The organism is Chryseobacterium lacus, assembly GCF_003336205.1.
GTDB lineage: Bacteria > Bacteroidota > Bacteroidia > Flavobacteriales > Weeksellaceae > Chryseobacterium_A > Chryseobacterium_A lacus.
Map to the genome: position 1 here is coordinate 36,272 of NZ_QPIE01000003.1, position 22,766 is coordinate 59,037.

At 38.6% G+C, this 22,766-nt stretch carries 21 protein-coding genes; 10 read left to right on the forward strand and 11 right to left on the reverse strand.

All coding sequences use genetic code 11. From position 1 onward, the window contains the following. Positions 1–48 precede the first annotated feature (48 nt). Together DQ356_RS04000 and DQ356_RS04005 are read left to right on the forward strand one after the other, a co-directional pair. Positions 49–855 carry a M48 family metallopeptidase gene (locus DQ356_RS04000; protein ID WP_114303192.1) on the forward strand — a complete coding sequence of 269 codons (807 nt, stop codon included), beginning with the start codon at positions 49–51 and terminating at the stop codon, positions 853–855. Between the two features lie 63 nt (positions 856–918). Further along, positions 919–1,248, forward strand: a complete 330-nt coding sequence (locus DQ356_RS04005) for a hypothetical protein (RefSeq protein WP_114303193.1) — start codon at positions 919–921, stop codon at positions 1,246–1,248. Between the two features lie 43 nt (positions 1,249–1,291). Here DQ356_RS04005 and DQ356_RS04010 read toward each other — a convergent pair whose 3' ends face one another. From DQ356_RS04010 to DQ356_RS04030, 5 genes are all read right to left on the reverse strand, one after another. Next, on the reverse strand, positions 1,292–1,924 hold the full coding sequence (locus DQ356_RS04010) for an outer membrane beta-barrel protein (RefSeq protein ID WP_114303194.1): 633 nt from the start codon (positions 1,922–1,924) through the stop codon (positions 1,292–1,294). Continuing rightward, a complete protein-coding gene (locus DQ356_RS04015; RefSeq protein ID WP_114303195.1) occupies positions 1,917–2,720 on the reverse strand; it encodes an ABC transporter ATP-binding protein in 804 nt (267 codons plus the stop codon). The genes DQ356_RS04010 and DQ356_RS04015 overlap by 8 nt, the downstream gene beginning before the upstream one ends. Beyond that, positions 2,720–3,472 carry an MlaE family ABC transporter permease gene (locus tag DQ356_RS04020; RefSeq protein ID WP_114303196.1) on the reverse strand — a complete coding sequence of 251 codons (753 nt, stop codon included), beginning with the start codon at positions 3,470–3,472 and terminating at the stop codon, positions 2,720–2,722. The genes DQ356_RS04015 and DQ356_RS04020 overlap by 1 nt, the downstream gene beginning before the upstream one ends. 38 nt (positions 3,473–3,510) lie before the next feature. Continuing rightward, the gene (locus DQ356_RS04025; protein ID WP_114303197.1) at positions 3,511–4,887 is read right to left on the reverse strand and encodes an exopolysaccharide biosynthesis polyprenyl glycosylphosphotransferase; all 1,377 of its coding nucleotides are present in this window, start codon (positions 4,885–4,887) and stop codon (positions 3,511–3,513) included. A 100-nt stretch (positions 4,888–4,987) separates the two neighbouring features. Continuing rightward, a complete protein-coding gene (locus DQ356_RS04030; RefSeq protein ID WP_114303198.1) occupies positions 4,988–6,079 on the reverse strand; it encodes an acyltransferase family protein in 1,092 nt (363 codons plus the stop codon). 120 nt (positions 6,080–6,199) lie between these two features. Between DQ356_RS04030 and rplU the strand changes: the two genes are divergently transcribed. After that, positions 6,200–6,613, forward strand: a complete 414-nt coding sequence (rplU, locus tag DQ356_RS04035) for a 50S ribosomal protein L21 (RefSeq protein ID WP_114303199.1) — start codon at positions 6,200–6,202, stop codon at positions 6,611–6,613. Between the two features lie 28 nt (positions 6,614–6,641). After that, entirely contained in the window at positions 6,642–6,899 is a 258-nt protein-coding gene (gene rpmA / locus DQ356_RS04040; RefSeq protein WP_114303200.1) for a 50S ribosomal protein L27, read from the forward strand. A gap of 51 nt (positions 6,900–6,950) precedes the next feature. Here the strand turns inward: rpmA and DQ356_RS04045 are convergent, their stop codons facing one another. Then, on the reverse strand, positions 6,951–9,440 hold the full coding sequence (locus DQ356_RS04045) for a DUF748 domain-containing protein (RefSeq protein ID WP_114303201.1): 2,490 nt from the start codon (positions 9,438–9,440) through the stop codon (positions 6,951–6,953). 98 nt (positions 9,441–9,538) lie between these two features. Beyond that, positions 9,539–10,333 carry a DUF2797 domain-containing protein gene (locus DQ356_RS04050; RefSeq protein ID WP_114303202.1) on the reverse strand — a complete coding sequence of 265 codons (795 nt, stop codon included), beginning with the start codon at positions 10,331–10,333 and terminating at the stop codon, positions 9,539–9,541. Positions 10,334–10,410: 77 nt separating this feature from the next. Between DQ356_RS04050 and DQ356_RS04055 the strand changes: the two genes are divergently transcribed. The 4 genes from DQ356_RS04055 to DQ356_RS04070 all read left to right on the forward strand — a co-directional run bounded on the left by DQ356_RS04055 (position 10,411) and on the right by DQ356_RS04070 (position 16,162). Beyond that, positions 10,411–11,433 carry a GDP-mannose 4,6-dehydratase gene (locus DQ356_RS04055; protein WP_114303203.1) on the forward strand — a complete coding sequence of 341 codons (1,023 nt, stop codon included), beginning with the start codon at positions 10,411–10,413 and terminating at the stop codon, positions 11,431–11,433. 202 nt (positions 11,434–11,635) lie between these two features. Continuing rightward, a complete protein-coding gene (locus DQ356_RS04060; protein ID WP_002662059.1) occupies positions 11,636–11,857 on the forward strand; it encodes a DUF2795 domain-containing protein in 222 nt (73 codons plus the stop codon). Between the two features lie 85 nt (positions 11,858–11,942). Further along, positions 11,943–15,014: a preprotein translocase subunit SecA gene (gene secA, locus DQ356_RS04065; RefSeq protein WP_114303204.1), complete on the forward strand. Its 3,072-nt coding sequence runs from the start codon at positions 11,943–11,945 to the stop codon at positions 15,012–15,014. 194 nt (positions 15,015–15,208) lie between these two features. Next, on the forward strand, positions 15,209–16,162 hold the full coding sequence (locus DQ356_RS04070) for an ROK family protein (RefSeq protein ID WP_228420633.1): 954 nt from the start codon (positions 15,209–15,211) through the stop codon (positions 16,160–16,162). Between the two features lie 7 nt (positions 16,163–16,169). Here DQ356_RS04070 and fumC read toward each other — a convergent pair whose 3' ends face one another. The 3 genes from fumC to DQ356_RS04085 form a co-directional block, all read right to left on the reverse strand. Continuing rightward, entirely contained in the window at positions 16,170–17,552 is a 1,383-nt protein-coding gene (fumC, locus tag DQ356_RS04075) for a class II fumarate hydratase (protein ID WP_114303206.1), read from the reverse strand. A 215-nt stretch (positions 17,553–17,767) separates the two neighbouring features. After that, positions 17,768–18,316 carry a DUF6705 family protein gene (locus DQ356_RS04080; RefSeq protein WP_114303207.1) on the reverse strand — a complete coding sequence of 183 codons (549 nt, stop codon included), beginning with the start codon at positions 18,314–18,316 and terminating at the stop codon, positions 17,768–17,770. A gap of 1 nt (position 18,317) precedes the next feature. After that, on the reverse strand, positions 18,318–19,628 hold the full coding sequence (locus DQ356_RS04085) for a hypothetical protein (protein ID WP_114303208.1): 1,311 nt from the start codon (positions 19,626–19,628) through the stop codon (positions 18,318–18,320). Between the two features lie 148 nt (positions 19,629–19,776). On the opposite strand from DQ356_RS04085, the gene DQ356_RS04090 reads away from it, so the two are divergent. After that, the gene (locus DQ356_RS04090; protein ID WP_114303209.1) at positions 19,777–19,923 is read left to right on the forward strand and encodes a helix-turn-helix transcriptional regulator; all 147 of its coding nucleotides are present in this window, start codon (positions 19,777–19,779) and stop codon (positions 19,921–19,923) included. After that, the gene (locus DQ356_RS04095) at positions 19,908–20,111 is read left to right on the forward strand and encodes a hypothetical protein (protein WP_114303210.1); all 204 of its coding nucleotides are present in this window, start codon (positions 19,908–19,910) and stop codon (positions 20,109–20,111) included. Before DQ356_RS04090 ends, DQ356_RS04095 begins: the two co-directional genes overlap by 16 nt. A gap of 343 nt (positions 20,112–20,454) precedes the next feature. Here the strand turns inward: DQ356_RS04095 and DQ356_RS04100 are convergent, their stop codons facing one another. After that, a complete protein-coding gene (locus DQ356_RS04100) occupies positions 20,455–22,638 on the reverse strand; it encodes a S46 family peptidase (RefSeq protein WP_114303211.1) in 2,184 nt (727 codons plus the stop codon). Positions 22,639–22,766 lie beyond the last annotated feature (128 nt).

Consider the following 22,766-nt stretch of genomic DNA (forward strand, 5'->3'; position numbering starts at 1 on the left):
CTTTTGGAATAAAAATTGAGGAATCTAATTAGTATTAAATAATCTGTTATGAATAGTAAAAGTATTTTAGGAATCGGAATTACGCTAACCGTGATGACGGCATGCTCCACCAATCCCATTACCGGAAGATCTTCTCTGAAACTTGCTAATGACGCTGAAATTGCTACCATGGCGGCACAGGAATATCAGAAAACGTTGACTCAGCAAAAAGTGATTACCGGAACGCAACAAGCCAAAAGTGTTACGAATGTAGGAAACAGAATTAAAAATGCAGCGCAAGCGTACTATAGAAATATTGGCCGGGAATCTGACCTTGCACATTACAATTGGGAATTCAAACTCATTGAGAATAAGCAACTTAACGCTTGGTGTATGCCAGGAGGAAAAGTAGCTGTTTATACAGGAATTCTGCCTGTTACTCAAAATGATACCGGACTTGCCGTTGTTCTCGGACATGAAGTTTCTCACGCATTAGCAGGACACGGAAACGAGAGAATTTCTCAGGCAATGGTGGCAGAATTGGGAGGTGCTCTTATTGGATCCACTATTTCTAGCGGACAATGGGGTCAAATATTTTCGCAAGTGTATCCTATTGGAGGACAAATGGTTTTACTTTCCTACGGAAGGAAACAAGAGCTTGAGGCCGATCAAATGGGACTTTATCTTATGGGAATGGCTGGATACGATCCCAGACAAGCGATCCCGTTTTGGAATAGAATGGAATCTGCATCCGGAAACAACCAACGCCCGCCTGAATTCCTTTCTACCCACCCCGGACCAGAAAACCGTATTGCCGGTTTGAATAAATATATGAACAAAGCAATGGAGTATTACAGAGCTGCTGGCGGAAAATAAATTCTTTTTTTGAGCGAAATTGTCTTAAATTTATTTACATTTGAGTCTACAATCCCATCCATTATGAAGAACTTGATCTTTGCAGGTGTGCTGCTTCTCGGCGTTTCATTTTTATTGTATAATCTGATGCCGGAGTTTTCTCCCGTCAGATTTTTTGAACCCATCAGTCTGATGGGAATGCTGGCAGGAATAGGAATTGGGCTCATCATCGGAGGTGTTATCGGTTACATCAGCAAAGGTTCAGCAATAAGGGAAGAAAAGAAAAGACAGGAATTTAAAAAACTTTTGGAAGAACGAGCAGCTTTACAAAAACAAGCTGAAGAACTTGCTAAAAAAGAAGAAGCATTAAGACAAGAATCAGTTTTAAATAATGATGCGCAGAATAATTTTTAATTCTGCGCATTTATTTTATTGCAAATTAAATCAATAACAATTCTTAGAAAACGTATCCGATTCCTAAAATAATCAAGCTTGGCCTGTTGTCATATCTAATCACATAATCAGGATCAATCGCATTGGAAGCAGTATTCACATACGTTCTTTCATCCGAAGTGAATGCTCCTTCATATCTTGCTGTAAGAACAATTTTGCTGATTTTGGACTGAAGACCAAACTGGTATCCAACCGTAAAATTTTTCGTTGCATTCTCTTTGAAATCATTATACTGGTTTTCTGAGCTCAGATTATAACTTGCTACAGGTCCGGCTACCACGCCAAGATAATCGCTCACTACGTTCATCCCCAAAAGCACGGGCAAATCTATACGATTATTCACTGCTTCAATCGTTGTATTGGTATCTCTGTGCGTAAAAGAATTTTTGAAAGTAGTATAGTACAGTTCTGGCATAATAAAGAAAGAGGAAGGAAGATCAACCTTGGCTGAAATTCCGATATTGAATCCTATGTTATTTTTCCCGCTATTACTGTAAATTTCGGGAACAGCGTTGCTTAAATTTTCCCAGGATGGGCTTCCGGTTGGAAAAATCATATTCGCTTTTCCGGCAAAGGACACTTGAGCAGCAAGATTTATGGAAGCCGAAAACAAGATGGTAAAAATAAGTTTATTCATTTTCCTTAGGTTTAATATTGTCAATTGAAGTTTTATCTGTGGATAAGAAATATTCTCTAAGTTCTTTAAAAAGTTCTGATGAATATACGAAATCAATCAGATTCTCATTTTTTGCTGTAATAACATTATCTTTATTTCCTTCCCATTCCAGAAGGCCATCCTTCAGATATACAATTTTCTCGCCAATAGTCATCACCGAATTCATATCATGGGTATTGATAATGGTGGTGGTATTATATTGTTGCGTGATTTCTATTAGCAGATCGTCGATAACATTGGAAGTATAAGGATCTAATCCGGAATTGGGTTCATCACAGAAAAGGTACTTGGGATTATTCACAATCGCCCGCGCGATAGCAACTCTTTTCTGCATACCACCGGAAATTTCTGCTGGAAATTTTCTGCTGGCTCCTTCCAAATGCACACTGTCCATTACTTCTCTTGCTCTTCTTTTCTTTTCACGGAAAGTAAGATTGGTAAACATATCCAACGGAAATGTTATATTTTCTTCCACCGTAAGGGAATCGAAAAGGGCACCGCCCTGAAATACAGTTCCGATTTCTGCACGCAAACTTTGTTTTTCTTCTCTTGACAATTTCGTGACATCTCTCTCATCGAAAAGAATGGTTCCCGAGGATGGTTCGTACACATTGAGCAACGATTTCAGAAACACCGTCTTCCCTGAACCACTTTGCCCAATGATGAGGTTAACTTTACCGGTTTCAAAACTGGTACTGATGCCTTTCAGGACTTCAGTATCCCCAAATTTCTTTTTTAAATCTTTTACTTCAATCATCAGCTTAATATCATTTGGGTCAATAATAATTCGGTAATAATAATAAAGACCATCGTCCATACTACCGCCTGGGTGCTTGCTCTTCCGACTTCCAGAGAACCTCCTTTTACATTATATCCAAAATAAGACGGAACTGTAGCAATGATGAACGCAAAAACCAAAGTTTTGATGAAAGCATAATAGTAAAAAAGATTCGGCATATACATCTGAATACCTGTAGCATAATCATCCTGAGTCCAGTTGCCCGTCATTTCTCCCGCCAAGTATCCGCCTAAAATTCCCATGGAAATACTCATAGCAATCAGCAAAGGATTGAAAATAAGACTCGCCAGAATTTTCGGTAATATTAAGAAATTAGGAGAATTAACCCCCATAATATCCAGCGCATCAATCTGTTCCGAAACTCGCATGGTACCAATGCTGGATGCAATGTAAGAGCCTACTTTGCCTGCCAAAACCAAACTGATAATGGTAGGTGAAAATTCCAAGACCAGTACCGCCTTAGTCGCATATCCAACGAAAGAGGCAGGAATAGGAAAAGCAGATGCTTCAAAATTATTATACATTTGAATGGCTACTACCGCACCTACGAATATAGATGTGAAAACAACCAATCCGAAGGAATTTACTCCCAGATCATTGATCTCTCTCATCAAGTGTTTCCAGAAAACAGACATTTTCTGAGGATTTCTGATGGATTTCCCCATCAGCAAAAAGTATTCTCCAAAAGCGTTCAGAAACTTTTTTATCATGCGGCTAAATTAATATTTTTCTACTTATCTTCAGTTGTTTAATATGCTTTTTTATCTCCCGCGAGCACGAGATAAATAGTTTTGACGATAATGACAAGATCCAGAATCGGGCTCCAGTTTTTCACATAGAACGCATCGGCCAGGATTCTTTTTTTCATTTCAACATTCATATCTCCGGTGTCACCTCGCAGGCCATTTACCTGAGCGAGGCCTGTAATTCCAGGTTTTACAAGACTTCGAATGGTATATTTTCCTATTTTTCTTTTATAAAAATCATCCACCAAAAGCATGTGCGGACGCGGACCCACGACGGACATTTCGCCAAACAAAACATTAATGAACTGAGGCATTTCATCCAGGCTGGTTTTTCTTAAAAATTTTCCTATTGAGGTAATGCGGTCGTCATTTTCTTTTGTGGTTTTACTGGCGGATTCATTATTCACCACCATCGTTCTGAATTTATAACAGTAAAAAACCTCATCATGATAACCATAGCGTTTCTGTTTGAAAAAAACCGGGCCTTTGCTGTTCACTTTAATCAATAAAGCCAGAATCGGGAAAAGCCATGAAGCAATAAAAACAAGAACGAAGGCTGAAAACAGAACATCGAATATCCTTTTTATCAGCCAGTTACTGAAATAATCCAACGGAAATTTCGCCGGCGAAAGGACAGGCTGGGTTTCAATATACATTACTTCATAATTGAAATAATGGTTGTTATCTGTTTCCGGGATGAGGGCTACTTTTATTTTATGGATTTCTGCCTGCCGATAAATTTCATTCTGTTGTGCGGAACTGATGCCTGAACCATGCGCCGGCATATACAGCGTATGAATTCCGTTTTCACTCCAAAAAGCTGTCAATTCATCATTTCGAATTTCCGAATGAGGATAAGGGTGAATTTTAAAACCATAATCCCTTCTCTCTTTCAATGCATTTTCCAAAATTTCACTCGCGTCTGTTTTTGAGCCTAAAAACATGACATTCCGGAAGTTGAGGCCTTTTGTTCTCAAAAATTTCAAGAAAAAGAAAATAATCGATTTTAGAAAAAAGAAAATAACAAACAGACTGATAGCCAAGCCAAAACGTTCATATTTCAGAAAGATATTATTGCTTACTTTTCCTAAAAGGATAATCCCGAACAGAAAAATAAGAATATGGCTAATGAGGCGTTCCAGATAGAGCGTGTAGGTTAGGTTTCTGGGAATATCGTAGAGTTTGGTTCTGCCGCTCAACAATATCCAGAAGAAAATAAGCAACAAAACAGAAAGCCCATTTTGCTCCCAGTCTACATTTTGAATCTGAAGTTCCCGGTTTCTGAGATGAAAAAAGAAAACAAAGACAAAAGCAATGATAAAGATATCCAGCAGGATGACAATTCCTTTGAAGTATTTGGAAAACCGAAGTTTCTGCATTCTATTAAAAAAAAGAAATTAAAGATAAGAAATTTTTTCATTACAATAATCAAACCCACCTTCTATAGCAGATTTGACTCTATGTTCCTAAGGGCTTAAATTAAATTTGAGCGGTTTTTTGTTTTAAAAATTCTAAAACTTTCCAGCCAAGTTCATCAATCTTTTTGAGGAATTCTGCAAGGAGAATGGCTAAAATAATATTAACAGCAAAAATAAATATCAACAAAACTCCCCACTGCATTCTTTCCTGCAACGGAACCACAATAAAGTAGATGAGCGAAGAACTCATTCCCTGTGCGAAATAATAGAAAATAGCATTCCGCCCAATATAATTGATGAAATTATCTTTCCTTATTTTCAATCTGTTATACAAAACAAACAAGGTGGCCAACGAAAATAAAGACCAAATAACGTACGGGATTTTCGGGGGAAATTTCTGTTTATTCATTCTGTAAAATATATCATTTCCGTAATTCCAGAACATTCCGATTAATAGTATCGCAATTCCTGCATAGATAAAAGGAATGGTTTTCGTAGGGATTTTTTTTCCTTTTAAAGTATTGGCAACCAGAAAAACGCCGAGATAAACAACGATATATCCTACCTGACCTGAAGGATAATAATGTGGAAAGAAATGAAAAAGAAGGATGAGTGCGAGACAGATTCCGATGAACCAATGAACATGCTTCGGAAAGAATTTCAGGATCAAAACACCAAAAACGGTCATGATGAAATATACTTTCAGATACCAGAAACTTCCCATCACTACAGGAAAAGTGTCCGCGTTGGTATAGCTGTGAAGGTACCAGTTGCCTAAGTTTTGCCATTGTGGAATGTCCGAAATATTTTGTGGCACATATTTACTGCCAAACGTGGAATAGAAACTTTTCATCTCATCTATTCCGAAAAAATGAAGCCCGAAAACTTTAAATAAATAATCCAGGAAAAACAGAAATGTCACAAAGATCATGTAGGTAATCTGCAGTTTCAGAAGTCGGTAAAGTGTTTTTTCAACATTATTGCCGGAAGTTATTCCGCTGAGTGCATAAAACAGCGGCACATCTATTAGTAGTGAAAGCACCCGCATTTCCGTAGGAACATAAAACTGTCCGCTCCAGAATACGGTGTGAATAAAAATAATGGAAAGGGTGGCAATACCCTTGGCGAAATCAATGTAAAGGTCTCTTTGCATATAGTCTGCTTATTCAGAATCAAATGTAAAATAAAAAACACAGACAACCCTTTGAATTATAGAAATATTTTGTACTTTTGCACACTCAAATATTTATTAACAACCTAAAAATTATAAGCAATGTTTGCAATTGTAGAGATAGCAGGGCTTCAATACAAAGTTGAGCAAGACCAGAAGTTGTTTGTAAACCGTCTGAAAGGAGACAAAGGATCGAAAGTTTCTTTTGATAAAGTTCTTCTTACTGTGAACGGTTCTACAACTGTTGGCGCCCCGGCTGTAAGCGGTATCACTGTTGATGCTGAAATCCTGGACCACGTAAAAGCTGACAAAGTAATTGTCTTCAAAAAGAAACGCAGAAAAGGATACGAGAAAAAGAATGGTCACAGACAATCTTTATCTCAAATCGTAATTACCGGAATCACAGGTTTCGATAATGACAAGAAAGAAAAGAAAGCCGCTCCAAAGGCTAAGAAAGCAGCAGCAGCAGAACCTGCAGCTACAGAAACAACAACAGACAGCAACAACGCTGAATAATTTATAAACCAAAAAACCTTAAAATAAAATGGCACACAAAAAAGGAGTTGGTAGTTCCAAAAACGGTAGAGAGTCGCATTCCAAAAGACTGGGAGTGAAGATTTTCGGAGGACAGGCAGCAATTGCTGGCAACATCATCGTAAGACAAAGAGGTACGCAACACCACCCGGGTGAAAACGTGGGAATGGGTAAAGACCACACTTTGCACGCATTGGTTGACGGTAAAGTAGTTTTCAGAAAGAAAGCAAACAACAGATCTTTCGTATCTATAGAGCCTAACGCATAATTAGCGTTAGCATAAAAATTGAAATCCTGACTTTTTGTGAGTCAGGATTTTTTATTTGGAATTCGCTTCCGTTTCTTTCTTCTCCCCAGGTGAAATCCCAATAAGGGTTCTCTTTAAGCCGTCCTCAATTCCTTTCCAGAACAAATTGAAAAATGACCGGGAAGGATCGCGCTCTGCTTTTATTTGCACAGAATCTGGAAAGTTTTCTGAATCAGATTTTACAAAAATATTGACAATGGCCGAAAGAACTTTCTTCTTTTCGCCGGTTTCTTTCAGCAAAGTCACTTTCAGGTCTTTGTGCTTGATCTGCATTGCTCCCAGAATTCCTGATTTATTTCCATTAAAATCAAAATTCAAGGCATCAATGCTTCCTGTAGCACGAATTTTCAGATAAGGTTCAATAAAAGGATTAATGCGTGGCGCCGGCAAATCGGCGATGCTTCCTTTAATCTGAAACCGGTCATCTTTACTCGCCGTATCCAAATTCCAGCTAACATTCATAGGAGAAGCGTTCATAAAACGACACTGGATGCGAATCGGAATTTTGGTATTTCCAGACCGTTTCCCTGAGTTGATATTTTGTGCTGTCATGTTAAAATTTCCGAAAGTCAGTTTTCCCGGGCCTTCACTTTTTTCGGTGTCTTCTTCATATTCCAGCAAAGCACTTTTGAGTTCCAGTTTCTGCACTGTGAAAGGAAACGAAATCCGCCTCAATAGTTCAGAATACATTGGCTTTACAGAAGCATCATCTTTTGGAATTTTGCTCCGGAAAATATTTGCGTGTGCTGATTGAATGGTAATTTGATCTGCATTGAAGGATTTATTTTTCGAAAGTAAATTCCATTTTCCCTGTATTGAAATCTTAGGCGCTTTCAGCGTATAAAGGTCTTTTTCCACAGGAATCATTCGGATAAATTCACTTCTGGAAACTGTCGGGATCATGGTGAAATCCTCCATCTGAATAGTCGACGGATTTAGATTCACATTATTTGTTTTAATGTTGTAAAAGCGGGTTTTGTAGTGTAAATTTCTTGCAGTGATGGAGTAATTTCCGGGATCGAAGACCAATTGATCGGTTTGTGAAATTTTCAAAGAATTTACATTGGCAGTCAGGCCGGTTATGGTAAGAGGTTGTTCTTTATTTAAAAAAGTAAAATCAGAGTTTTTCACTAAGATATTTCTAATTTTTACTGGAAAATGAATAGTGGAAACTTGTGTTTTCTTCGGTTGGGAATTTGCCGCCGCTCGCAGTGAACCTTTGGCTTCGTTCACGGTAATATTTTCAATGTCTAAATGAAGTTTATTATTTTTAAAACTCCAGTGGTTTGTAGTGAAAGTCAATTGATTACCGGTAAATTGTAAGGAAGAATTATTTGAATTGTTACCGGATGGAACTACAGAGATTCGATTGAGTTTTCCGCTTTTCGGTGTCAGAGAAATGGATCCTATTTTTCCTTTCTGGCTCTTTGCAGCGAAAGAAATATTTTCTCCGAAAACTTTGAAATCGGCATAGGTAAACGGAATTGTTTCCTTCGATGTTTCCTGATCGAGAATAAATTTATTGATTCCAAGATTCACTTTTTCTGATCCAAAAATGGTTTCGCCGTTGGTTTTTCTGATTTCGATTTTGGCGTTTTTCAAAACAATATCATCAAGTTTCAGCTCTGGAGTTTCCCCCTTTTTCTTTCTTTCCACAGAAGCCGTTGAAGTGTGCATCAGAATTTCAGGTTGTTCCAGAGTGAAGTTGGCCATTGAAATGATGGTTTTATTCAGCTGAATATCGGTAAAGTGAACTTCTTTGGAAGTAATGTGAAACATGTTTTTCCTTTCAGGGAAAGATTTTTCAAACTGTTGCGGCTTGACTTGCGGTATCAACCTAAATTCATCAATCACCATTTTTCCTCTCTCCGTGTTGATGCTTTTTGCAGAAACAATGTACAGATCATCAGGCTGATAAAAAAACTCTTCACTTTGAATATCGTAATGATCGAACGCTAACGGCAGCACACTTTCTCTGGATTTTTCCGTCATGCGGATATTTTGAACCTCAAGATCCAGTTGGTTCACGGAAAGGAGTTTCTTTCCTTTCGCCGTGAAAACCTGCATATTTCCGCCGTCAATTCTAATGTTTTTAATTAAATCCTGCGTTTTACGTTTTTCTGAATCAAGTTTTGGCCGGGCGAGAATAATTTGAAGATCAGGTTTGTCCAGAAATAATTCATTGAAATAAAATTCCTTTTTAAATACTGCACGATAAATCCCAAACCTGCTGATCTCCAAGGCATTTATTTTTCCTTTCAAGCGAAGAATTTCCTGATTTTCCGAGTGCTTAGTTTCTATCGAAATATCCTGTGCAACGATGGAACCTGTAATCAAACTAACTTGAAGCGATTGATATGAAACTACATAATCACTTTTTTTCTTAATGATTTCCGGCAACTTGTGTTGGAGCCAAAGATGAAGCCCGAGATTGGCGACAATCCCTAGAATCATTATAATCGCCAGAGCTATGACACCCTTTTTCGCCCATCTTTTATTCATCAGAAAAAATATGATCTAAAGATATGGAAAAAGCAGTCGCAATGTTTTTTCAAGCTATTTTGAAATGTTTGCTTAATTATAATCTATAAATTAGAAAACTACAAAGTTTCAAGCTCCACTACATAGCCTTCATGACTTCTCATATTGATGAAATTTCCACCTTCAAAATAAAGATATTGCCCTTTAATTCCGGCTAATGTTCCTTCAAACTCGGGATTTTTGTCCAGCGTAAAAACATTGATGTTCGCGGGAGCTTCATAAGGATAATCCAACCGCGACACCTCGCCTTCCATAGAATAGAAATTTTTGAACTCTTCAGGAAAATACTGTTCTATTTTATTTCTGAAATCCGCCAGATCCAGATCGTCTTCAAAATCGTCCTGAAGCATTTTTTTATAATTTGTTTTATCCGGGAGATGCTCTTTCAGGGCAACTTCTATCATTCCGGCTTCATAACGGTTGGTGGTTTTGGCAATGGGCAGTGCGAAAGTAGCACCCTGATCTATCCATCTTGTAGGAAGTTGATTGAATCGCGTAACGCCCACTTTTACATCTCCGGTATAAGCCAGATAAACCACGTGTGGAACCAGTTGAATTTCCTGTTCTACCTGCAAATCCCTTTCGGCAATTCCCAGATGTGCGGTGGAAAGTTCGGGCCGTATAATGGTATCGCTGGCATAAGGGCTTTCAAAAAAACAATTTTTGCAGAATCCCATTCGGTACAATCTCTCATCATTTCCACAATTCACACATTGATAGCCAATAAGCGTGAGTTTCAATTTTTTTCCGATGAGTTGATTCATGTTAATCAAATCATTAGAAAAATTCATATAATATTGAATAGGAGTATCATTAATCGTGCTCATCTTCAGCACCTGTCCCTGAAATTTCATTCTGAATTTTTCGTAAAAATAAGGAATTATTTTCCTCTTTCTAATTTTATACCTTTGCGATACAAATAAAATCCAGTATGACGTATCTCATCACCGGAGCCAGTGGTTTCATAGGTTCTCATTTAGCTCAGCACCTTTTGCGAAACGGACACTCTGTCATTAACGTTGACAATTTTGACAGTTTTTATGATTACAAAATTAAAATCCGAAATACGCTGGAATCTTTACAGCAATCTTCGCATTTTTCTTTCTCAGAAAAGGATATTGACATCAATACACTTGTAAACAGCACCCGTTCTGAGCGGTATCATCTATATTATCAGGATATTAGAGATCGTACCGGTCTGAAAACGGTTTTTGAAAATCATTCAGTTGATATGGTGATTCATTTGGCAGCTTTGGCGGGTGTCCGACCTTCTATCGACAGGCCTTTGGAGTATGAGGAAGTCAATATTCGCGGAACGATGAATCTTTGGGAACTGTGCAGAGATTTTAAAATTCAGAAATTTATCTGCGCTTCCTCCTCCAGTGTTTATGGAAATAACGAGAAAATCCCGTTTTCTGAAACAGATTCAGTGGATCAACCCATTTCTCCTTATGCAGCAACCAAGAAAAGTGTAGAAACTTTAGGCCATGTTTATCATCATTTGTATGCAATAGATATGATTCAGCTTCGTTTTTTCACGGTATATGGGCCGAGGCAAAGACCTGATCTTGCAATTCATAAGTTTACGAAAATGATTTCGGGGCAACAGGAAATTCCTTTCTACGGAGATGGAACCACTTCCCGGGATTATACGTATATTGACGATATTATTGACGGAATTTTAAAAAGTATTGAATATCTGCAAACTCATACTCAAGTTTACGAAATTCTCAATCTTGGAGAAAATCAGGTGATACAGCTCGATGAAATGGTAACCACCATCGAAGAAGAATTGGGAATAAAAGCGAGAAAGAATTACCTTCCTTTACAACAGGGAGATGTCATGAAAACCCACGCCAATATTGATAAAGCAAAAGCAATGATCGGTTATCAACCTAAGGTAAACTTCCAAAATGGCATAAAAAGATTTGTGGAATGGTTTTTGAAAAATTGAGCCCAAAGCTGCAAGAAATACTGAATATAAAAGCCTGTTTTAGCCTTTTTGAAAAGCGGAAACCAAAAAGATTCACGACAACTCAAAATCAGGAATAAAGAATCATTGCAAATGTTTCAAAAAGATTGAAAATCAGCGGGAAAAAACTTTGATTTTTCAGCTAATTTTATACTTTTGCAGGGAAAATAAAAACACTAAGAATATGTACTGGACATTAGAATTAGCTTCCTATTTAAGCGATGCTCCGTGGCCTATGACGAAGGCGGAGCTTATTGATTATGCCATCCGAACCGGTGCGCCGATGGAAGTAGTCGAAAACCTTCAGGCGATAGAAGATGAAGGCGAGATTTATGAATCTATAGAAGAAGTATGGAGCGATTATCCTACAGATGAAGATTTCCTCTGGAATGAGGATGAATATTAGTTTTACCACGGCGGAGGCTTTGCCATCTGCCATTTTTAACAAAATCCAAAGCAGCCGGCAGTCCGCTGCAAGCAAATAACAAGACATGAGTGTTTTAGACAAAATTCTAAAAGGTTTTCTTGGTGATAAAAACGCCAATGATCTGAAAGAGGTAAAAAAAGTAGTAACCAAAATAAAAGCTGTAGAGGATAACATCCGGCAACTGAGTGATGATGAATTGCGAGTGAAAACAGCGGAATTCAAAGAAAAAATAAAAAGCGCATCTGCTTCTGTCACTTCCGAGATCGAACAAACCAGGAAACAAATTCAGAATACTTCCAATATTGATGAAAAAGAAGCGCTCTTTCAGCGGATAGATGCGCTGAACAAAGAAGCTTACGAAACAGAAGAGAAAGTATTGATGGAAATCCTTCCTGAAGCTTTTGCACTCATTAAAGAAACCGCAAGAAGGTGGGCAGAGAATGGTGAAATTCGTGTGAAAGCAACAGATTGGGATCGTGAACTCGCTGCCAGCAAAGATTTTGTAAAGATAGAGGGTGACGAAGCGGTTTGGAAAAACTCATGGAATGCTCATGGAACAGAAATTATTTGGGACATGGTGCATTACGATGTACAGTACATCGGAGGTGTAGTACTTCATAGCGGTAAAATCGCAGAAATGGCCACTGGTGAAGGAAAAACGCTTGTAGGAACACTTCCCATTTATCTCAATGCACTTCCGGGCCGGGGTGTTCACGTAGTTACCGTAAATGATTATCTTGCTAAAAGAGACTCCGCTTGGATGGGGCCTTTATATCAGTTTCATGGTCTTTCCATTGATTGTATCGACAATCACCAACCCAACTCCGACGGCAGAAAGAAAGCGTATAATTCCGATATCACTTATGGAACCAATAACGAATTTGGCTTTGATTATCTGAGAGATAACATGGTGACATCTCCATCCGAACTGGTTCAAAGAGAACTGAATTTCGCAATTGTGGATGAGGTAGATTCCGTATTGATTGATGATGCGAGAACACCACTGATTATTTCCGGGCCAGTTCCGCAAGGCGACCGTCAGGAATTTGACGTTTTAAAACCATCTGTGGATCGCATTGTAAGTGTACAAAAGCAAACGGTTTCCCAGATTTTTAATGAAGCCAAAAAACTAATTGCCGCAGGCAATACCAAGGAAGGTGGTTTCAAGCTCCTTCAGGCATACAGAGGATTACCGAAGTCCCGACCTTTGATTAAATTCCTTTCAGAAACCGGAAACAAGGCTTTACTTCAGAAAACGGAAGGCCAATATATGGCGGATAACAACCGTGAAATGCCAAAAGTAGACAAAGATCTTTATTTTGTGATTGATGAAAAAAATAATCAGATTGATCTTACCGATAAAGGGGTAGAATATATGTCCGCCGGCGATGGTGATAAAGATTTCTTTATATTACAGGATATCGGCACCGAAATAGCAGAACTGGAAGCGAAAAATCTGTCGAAGGAAGAAGAATTTGCAGCGAAAGAAGAACTCTTCAGAGAATTTGCAGTAAAATCAGAAAGAGTACATACTTTAAATCAACTTCTGAAAGCGTACACGCTCTTTGAAAAAGATGATGAATATGTCGTAATTGACGGCGAAGTAAAAATTGTAGATGAGCAAACCGGCCGTATCATGGAAGGCAGACGGTATTCCGATGGATTGCACCAAGCGATAGAAGCCAAAGAAAATGTAAAAATAGAAGCCGCTACACAAACTTTTGCTACCGTTACGCTCCAGAATTATTTCCGGATGTACAATAAACTGGCCGGGATGACGGGAACAGCGGAAACCGAAGCAGGAGAATTCTGGCAGATTTACAAACTAGATGTTGTCGTAATTCCTACCAACAGACCAATACAAAGAGATGATCGTCAGGATCTTGTCTTCAAAACCAATCGTGAAAAATACAACGCTGTTATTGAAGAAATAGAACATCTGACCGCTGCCGGAAGACCTGTTCTTGTAGGAACTACTTCAGTTGAAATTTCTCAACTACTTTCAAAAGCGATGCAGCTCAGGAAAATTCCTCATCAGGTTCTGAATGCAAAACTTCACAAAAAAGAAGCTGAAATTGTTGCTGACGCTGGTCGTGCGGGACAGGTAACTATTGCTACGAATATGGCAGGTCGGGGTACTGATATCAAGCTGAGAGAAGGCGTAAAAGAAGCCGGAGGTTTAGCGATTATAGGTACCGAAAGACACGACTCCAGAAGGGTCGACCGACAGTTGAGAGGGCGTGCAGGAAGACAGGGAGATCCTGGAAGTTCACAATTTTATGTCTCACTTGAGGATAATTTGATGAGACTTTTCGGTTCAGAAAAAATAGCCAAGATGATGGACCGAATGGGACACAAAGAAGGTGAAGTGATTCAACATTCCATGATTACAAAATCTATCGAAAGAGCCCAGAAAAAAGTAGAAGAAAATAACTTTGGAATCCGAAAAAGATTGTTGGAATATGATGATGTGATGAACAAGCAACGGGATGTGATTTACAAAAGAAGAAAAAATGCTCTCTTCGGAGATCACCTGAAATATGACATTTCAAACATGATTTATGATGTGGCTCATTCTGTGGTAGCAAAAACGAAAGCAGATGGAAACTACAAAGATTTTGAATACGAAATCATTAAGAATTTCACGATGGACGCCCCTGTTTCTGAAAGTGTATTCAAAAACACACAAATTCCGGAACTGAGCAATATCGTTTTCAAAGCAGCTGAAGAAGATTATAAAAAGAGGCTGGAACTGATGAGAGAAAAATCCTTTCCCATCATCGAAAATGTTTACCAGAATCAAGGCTCTATGTTCAAAATGATTCAGGTTCCATTTACCGACGGAACCCGCACCATGACCATTGTTGCAGATCTTCATAAAGCTTTTGAAACCAAGTGCCAAAGCCTGATAGACGATTTTGAAAAAAATATTTCGCTGTCTATTATTGATGAAAACTGGAAACTGCATCTTCGCGAAATGGATGATCTTCGGAGATCTTCACAGGGAGCAGTTTACGAGCAGAAAGATCCACTAGTAATTTACAAACAGGAATCTTTTTACCTTTTCAGTGAAATGGTGGACAAAGTAAATAGAGAAACCGTTTCCTTCCTTTTTAAAGGAGAAATCCCATCGTAAGATGAATGTTTTATATATTAATCCGCTTGAGAACTTCAGGCGGATTTTTTATTTTTACCATATCAATATCCGTACTATTACCCAAATCCATGAATTATGCTAAATTTGAGAAATTTAAAACCTGAAAGAAATTTTCATGTTTTATTTCACTTTAATTTGATAATTACCCATCCGTAGAAACATACAATATGACAATGGAAATCGCACTTGGAATCGACATTGGCGGCACCAATACCAAATTCGGGATGGTGAACCGCGCCGGTGAAATCTTAGAGAAAGGAAGCCTGCCTACTGGAAAACATGAAACTGTGGAGGAATTCATCAATGCGCTTTCTAACATTATTCATCCATTGATTCAGAAGTTTAGCGATCATCAGTTCTGTGGCATCGGAATAGGCGCACCCAACGGAAATTATTATACTGGAACCATAGAGGATGCGCTCAACCTGAAGTGGAAAGGAAGTATTCCTTTGGCCCGAATCCTGACGGAAAAATTGAATATTCCCTGCACCATTACCAATGATGCCAATGCCGCTGCAGTAGGTGAAATGAAATACGGAGCCGCCAAAAACATGAAAGATTTCATCATGATTACTTTGGGAACAGGCGTCGGAAGCGGAATTGTTTGTGACGGAAAATTAATTTATGGACATGATGGTTTCGCCGGCGAACTCGGGCATACCATAGTAAAACCCGGCGGCAGGAAACACTGGAGTACAGATTCGGAAGGTTCGCTGGAAGCATATGCATCCGCAACCGGCATTGCCATTACGGCAAAAAAGATGCGTGCAGAATTTCCCGACAGTCTGCTCAATCAATATCCTGAAACGGAAATCAATTCTAAAACCGTTTACGATTGTGCCCTGAAGAAAGATGCGGTTGCCATAGAAGTATTTCGATATACAGGCCAGAAACTGGGCGAAGCATTTGCCAATTTCGTGATGTTTTCCTCGCCTGAAGCAATTCTTCTTTTCGGTGGCGTTATAAAAGCGGGAGATTTCCTTCTCGGGCCTGCAAAATTTCATATGGAGCGCAATCTTCTTCCCTCTTCACGTGGTAAAATAAATCTCATCCTCAGCGAACTTCCTGAAGCTGATGCTGCTATTTTAGGAGCCAGTGCTTTGGTTTGGGAAGAAGATTTCTGTTGATTTTTTATCAAATCATCTTCTCGGGTTTCACCCATTCATCGAACTGCTCGGCGGTCAACAATCCCAGATTGATGGCTTCTTCGCGCAGCGTAGTCCCGTTTTTGTGCGCAGCTTTGGCAATGGTAGCTGCATTTTCATATCCAATGTGAGGATTGAGCGCGGTAACCAACATCAGGGATTTCTCTACCAGTTCCTGGATTCTTGGTTCATTGGCTTCAATTCCAACAGCGCAATGATCATTAAAAGAAATACAGGCATCTGCCAGTAACGTAGCCGACTGAAGGAAGTTGTAAATCATGACAGGTTTAAAAACATTCAGCTCAAAATTTCCCTGAGTGCCGGAAAAAGAAATCGTAGTATCATTTCCTAAAACCTGTGCGCATACCATCGTTAAAGCTTCACTTTGCGTAGGATTTACCTTTCCCGGCATGATGGACGAGCCAGGTTCATTCTCAGGAATAAAAATTTCACCAATTCCTGAACGCGGGCCAGAAGCCAGAAAGCGGATATCCTGTGCTATTTTATATAGGGATACTGCCAGTTGTTTCAGCGCGCCGTGGCTTTCTACAATAGCATCGTGCGCAGCCAAGGCTTCAAATTTATTTTCAGCGGTGATGAAAGGAAGCCCCGCAAATTCGGAAATATATTCTGCCACTTTTACATCATATCCTTTCGGTGTGTTCAGTCCGGTTCCTACAGCAGTGCCGCCAAGAGCGAGTTCTGACAGGTGAGAGAGAGTGTTTTTAATTGCTTTTAACGAGAAATCCAGTTGAGCAACATAGCCCGAAAATTCCTGTCCCAAAGTTAAAGGAGTCGCGTCCATCAGATGGGTTCTTCCAATTTTGACAATATTCTGGAATTGTTTTGATTTTTGTTCCAGTGTATTTCTTAGTTTTTCCACTGCGGGAATCGTGTGCTCCACCACTTTTTTGTAAGCCGCGATGTGCATGGCTGTAGGGAAAGTATCGTTGGAGCTTTGGGATTTATTCACATCGTCGTTAGGATGAATGACAGATTTTTCGCCTAAAATTCCTCCGCTATTTACATGAGCTTTATTAGCAATCACTTCATTCACGTTCATATTGCTTTGCGTTCCACTGCCGGTTTGCCAGATCACCAGAGGGAAATTCCCGTTGAGTTTTCCTTCCCGGATTTCATCACACACCTGTGCGATCAGGTCTCTTTTTTCCGAAGGAAGTACACCGAGATCGGCATTGGCAAAGGCTGCGGCTTTTTTCAGTATCGCAAACGCTTCGATGATTTCCGATGGCATACTTCCTTCCGGCCCTATTTTGAAATTGTTTCTGGAACGCTCCGTTTGGGCTCCCCAAAATTTATCCGAAGGAACATTGATTTCGCCCATCGTATCGTGTTCTGTTCTGTAATGCATGATTTTGTGATTTTAAATTTGGAATTTTTAAGATACGAAATTATTTTTAAGTCAATCATTATTCTTTGTAGTTTCGGAAAGTAGTTTTACCGAACTTTATTAAACAAAGAAGCCGTCTCATAACTCAATGAAACGGCTTTTTTTGTTTTTTCTTACGTACCACTTTGAATATTAAAATCTCAGAGGCTTAAAGAAAGTATTGAGCACTTTCAAAATTACTGTTTGGTTAATATGATATTCTGCGGCAAAGTAATAGTATTATCATAAGGGGGTTGTCCAGGTAAATTAACTTTAATTCCTTGATAATTCTTTAAACTAACTATTTTTATATGGTTCGCATCTATATATTCAAATTCCCCTTGTACAGATTTATTTTTAGAAGGGTGATTGAACCCGACTGAAATTCTGTTTGGTGGTAAATTTGGTTGCGTACCAAAAGTTATTATTGTATATTTTTTTTGGTTAAACGTTGCGTTAATAAAAGGAAGTGAATCCTCTACAATTGTGTTATTTACTTTGTATTGGTGATAACCAAACAAAATATCTGCATATAAGTTCATCGTAACTGGTACTTTTGCATTGACTTTCTTAAAGACGATTGTCAAGGAAGTTCCATTGCTCTCCCATTTCCATGTACCTACATATTTATTTAGTTCTGCATTCAGTAAGTTGTCTCCGGGTTGTGGTTCAATGTTCTGTCCTTTTATAAAGAAAACAAAAAATATAAATGAGAAAGACAGTATTGTTTTTAGAAATAGTTTCATGTTAATTGCAATTTTGTGGGGTTACAGTGCCATTGGCGTTCTTATTTAATACTTGCCAGTTATTAAAATCTGATGTTCCTTTTAGAGCTTTCAGTCCTGAATTTGTAGCTTCTAGAAATCTAACAAATGCTGCTTCATTCATAGCAGGAGAGTTACTTTCATTGATATTATATTTATCGTATATTATTTGATACATATTTACAGAATTTGAATCGTATCCTCCATTTGAATTAAGGAGGTTTGAAGCAAAATTACTAAATTTCGTCGGGTTGTCAATTACTAATAAATATTGTGTACCAGAAGCTGTAACAACGCCAAAAGTAAACGTGCCAACATTGCTAATACCACCATTTTGATATAAACTTGCCACTGCAAAAATATCAGATACTGAAAAAACAGAAAGCAAACCTTGATAATGAGAATGAAGCATAGAGTCTATTTGGCCGTTGAGACTAATTTGTATTTGTCCTGACGCATAATCACCTTGTAAATGTAATGGAGGTTCGTTGGGCGGAATTAGATAAGCATGCTCTACTGTAGCACTTGTTGCTTTACCTTTTAAAAATTCAAGTAAAGCTTTTCTATCTGCATTCTGAGATATAGATTTTGATTTTGCGCATGGCGATGGCTGCGTTTGTGGCTGTGGCATTACAGGGTTTGAGTTGCCTCCTCCTCCACAATTACCATACAGAGTGCAATCACCACCTGGAGGCAAGTGAGCATAATCTACTGTATCAATAAATAAACTTTGCTTTACCGGTTTAACTGCTTTGGGAACTATAATAACAACTTCCTGTATTAGAGTTTCTTTTGGTTGCGGTGGATTCTCTTCACCACTAATAACCCCACCAGCGTGTTCGGCAAACTCGTTTATAATTAGTTCTACTAAATCATCTTTTTCTGCATAATAAAACTCTACATAAGTTTCGTCACGATTTACATGCCCAACCATGATATCTATTACCCGCCTTTCATGAACAATGGGGAATAAAACATACTTAGAAGAATCTTCTTCATAAAACACTTGTGAGGCAAACCTAAAATCAACTAAAGGTTTTGAAGCATCTTCAAAATCAGGAGCTTCTTCTGGATAGAGTTCGTAGTAGCTGGAGTACAGGTAGCGAAAGCCTTCCTGATAATGCATATCATTCTCGCGGGCCAAGCTGCCTTCTTTCTTATTGCTAAAGATTCCAAACTTTGAAACCTTTTCAGATTGTTGTTGCGCTTCGGCGACCATCTCATCCTGTCGACAACTATTTAGTATTAACAGCAGCAGGAATAACAATCCTGTGTAATTAATGATTCTCTTCATGGGCTTTATAATTTAAGTGTTTTAATTTTCTCCGAAATTAAAAAATATTTTCATATGCATATCATTCTATTTACGCATAATCTTACCCTGATTTCGGGTAAAGCAATATTTGGATTTTATTTCTACATTTGCTTAAACAAAACAAAGTATGAATACAATTGTTTCAGAGAAAATAAAAAGATTGAGAAAAGCAAAAGGGCTGTCGCAGGAAGAAATGGCAGATAAACTCCATATTTCGCAATCTGCTTATGCAAGAATTGAAACCGGCGAAAGCCTGTCATGGCAACTCATTTAGAGAAATTGAGCGAGATTTTTGAAGTAAGACCTGAAAGTTTCTTTATAGATGATGCCAATAATTTTAACAACCAAAATCAGGAACAAAACGGCGGTATGGCATTTCAGTTTGTCGGAACCATTAATACGATTAATTCCTTATCTGAAAAACTGATAGAACAATATGAAGAAAGAATTCAGGAACTGTAATCCATCATCAGCGAACTGAAAGAAGAAATAAAAACGCTGAAAAGCTAAAGAAAATCACAGTTTTGGTCTTCAGCAATAATTCGTCCATATCTTTTTATAAAAACGTCCTGATGTTTTAGTGAAAACGTCCTAACGTTTTTTAGTAAACGTCCGTATCTTTTGAATAGCTTGTTCTGATGAGCTGTACAAAAGGTAAAATCAAATTATTACAAGTGATTCTATTACTCACTTTATTGAACCATAACCTTTTTTGGAAACATCAGATGTATTTTAAGATAAGTAAAGCAGAGGAAACAAAAAAACCGAAGAAATTCTCCGGTTTTTTATTGATGCCAAGATGAGGTTATCTCTTCTTTTTTGCTTTCAGAACGCTGCCTTTCACAGGTGTTGGATGCTCGTTGGTCACGAAGGTCATTTCGTCCACAATTCTCTTTGCACCGGCATATTGGTCTATAGTCCACATTACAAAACGGATATCCACATTGATGGTTTTCTGCCATTTCGGTTCGAAAACGATGTCTCCTGAAAGCGCTTCCGAATTTCCGTCAAAAGCGATTCCGATCAGGTTTCCTTCTGCATCAATCACCGGTGATCCGGAATTTCCTCCAGTGATATCGTGATCTGTAAGGAAGTTGACGGGAAGATACCCGGCTGCATCGGCGTAAATTCCATAATCTCTGGTAGCGTGCATATCTAGAACCTTTTTAGGAAGGTCAAACTCTTCGTCTCCTTCTTTGTATTTATCTACCAGCCCCTGCATATCTGTATAGAAATTCTCGGTAATTCCTTTGTAACTTCTGTCAGCTCTTTGAGGAAGCGTGGCTACTTTTCCGTAAGTCAATCTCATGGTTCCGTTCGCATCCGGATAGAAAGTTCTCTCAGGGAACGCTTTTCTGTAACCTTCCATGAGCATTCTGCTGTTTCTGGCAAAATTACTTTCTACCAAAGAGAATTTCTTAGCCAAAGCTCTTTGATCAGCAACATAAGCGTTGGAAAGTCGGTACAGCGGATCGGCATCCAATTTTACTTTATCAGGATTCAGCATGAAATTGAGGGCTGAAGCTTTATTGGCGAATATGGAAGAATGCGCCTGCAAAGAAAGGTTGGAGGCATCCTGAGCCATCAATGTTGGCGAAGCCACGTCACGGTTTACTTTGGTTTGATAAAGCTTCACCAGTGAATTCAGCATTTCGCCTTCCAGTTCTGCATCGAAATCATTGTAGAAATCATTGATCGCTTCCTCCAGTTGAGGCCTCATTTTGATTCTGTTCTGCATATCCTGATCTGCATAGGTTTTAAATAAATTCCCCAGCTGAAAAGGTGTTGTAATATACTTGGAATTGATTTGAATCTGAATATTATAGCTTCTTTCCATATTCCGTTGGGAAACCTGCTGATAATAGGTTTTTATTTCTTCCAAGATCCCGACGTAATCCTGATTTCCGGGAAGCAGTGTCCAGTTGGCAAAGGCATTCTCCTCTCTCTCTTTCTCAGAAATGGTAGAATTTTGAATAACTGCATCAATGGTTCCTTGTCTGTTTTTCCAGTAATTGGCAACATTGGCGTATTGTGAAGCGTAATTCAATTGTGTCGCTTTATTCCTGTCCATGTATTTTTTCATTACCTGCATCGCGAGATTGGAGGCTTCTACCCAAGCCGGATAATCTTTGGTCACGAGCTGATTGATTCCATAAGACGTCATATAACGGTTGGTTCTTCCGGGATATCCGATGATCATGGAGAAATCTCCGGGCTGAATGCCCTTGAGTGAAACAGGAAGATGGTGTTTCGGTTTCAAAGGAACATTTTTCGGGTCGTATTCTGCAGGATTTCCTTTGGCATCAGCATACACTCTGAAAACAGCAAAATCTCCGGTATGTCTTGGCCATTCCCAGTTATCGGTATCGCCCCCGAATTTTCCTATGGCAGAGGGAGGTGCGCCTACGAGTCTTACATCTTTATAATCCTGATAAACGAAATAATAAAATTCATTCCCGTTAAAGAAATCCCGAACAACTACGGTATATTTTCCGTTCTCGGAATTTTCAGTTTGAATGGCTTTATATTCTCTGTCGATGACGGCTTTGCGCTGTTCTTCCGTCATAGTATCGTTCAGTTTTGAGTTGATTCTTTGGGTTGCATCATCCATTCTGATAAGGAAACGGACATACAGATCCTTCGCATTAAATTCATCTTTCTGCTTCATGGCCCAGAATCCGTTTTTCAGATAATCCTGTTCCGGAGTGGAAGCAGCCGCAATGTTGTCATATCCACAGTGATGATTGGTAAAGATTAATCCCTGATCAGAAACAATTTCACCCGTGCAATATCCTCCGAAGCTTACAATAGCATCTTTCAGGGAAGAATTATTAACGGAATAAATTTCTTCAGGAGTCAGTTTCAGGCCCTGGCGCTGCATATCCACTCCATTCAGTCTTTTGATCAGCATCATGAGCCACATTCCCTCATCAGCCTTCATTTGTACAAAACTCAGAAGGAATGTAAGCAGTAAAAATATTCTTTTCATTGTTCTAAAATTATTAATGGTGGCTAATTTAGTAATTTCTTTCAAGAATCATTTTAAGATTTTGGATATTTTAAGAGAATTTGTATAAAAATAAAGACTGCCTCACTTTCGGAGACAGTCTTCAGAAA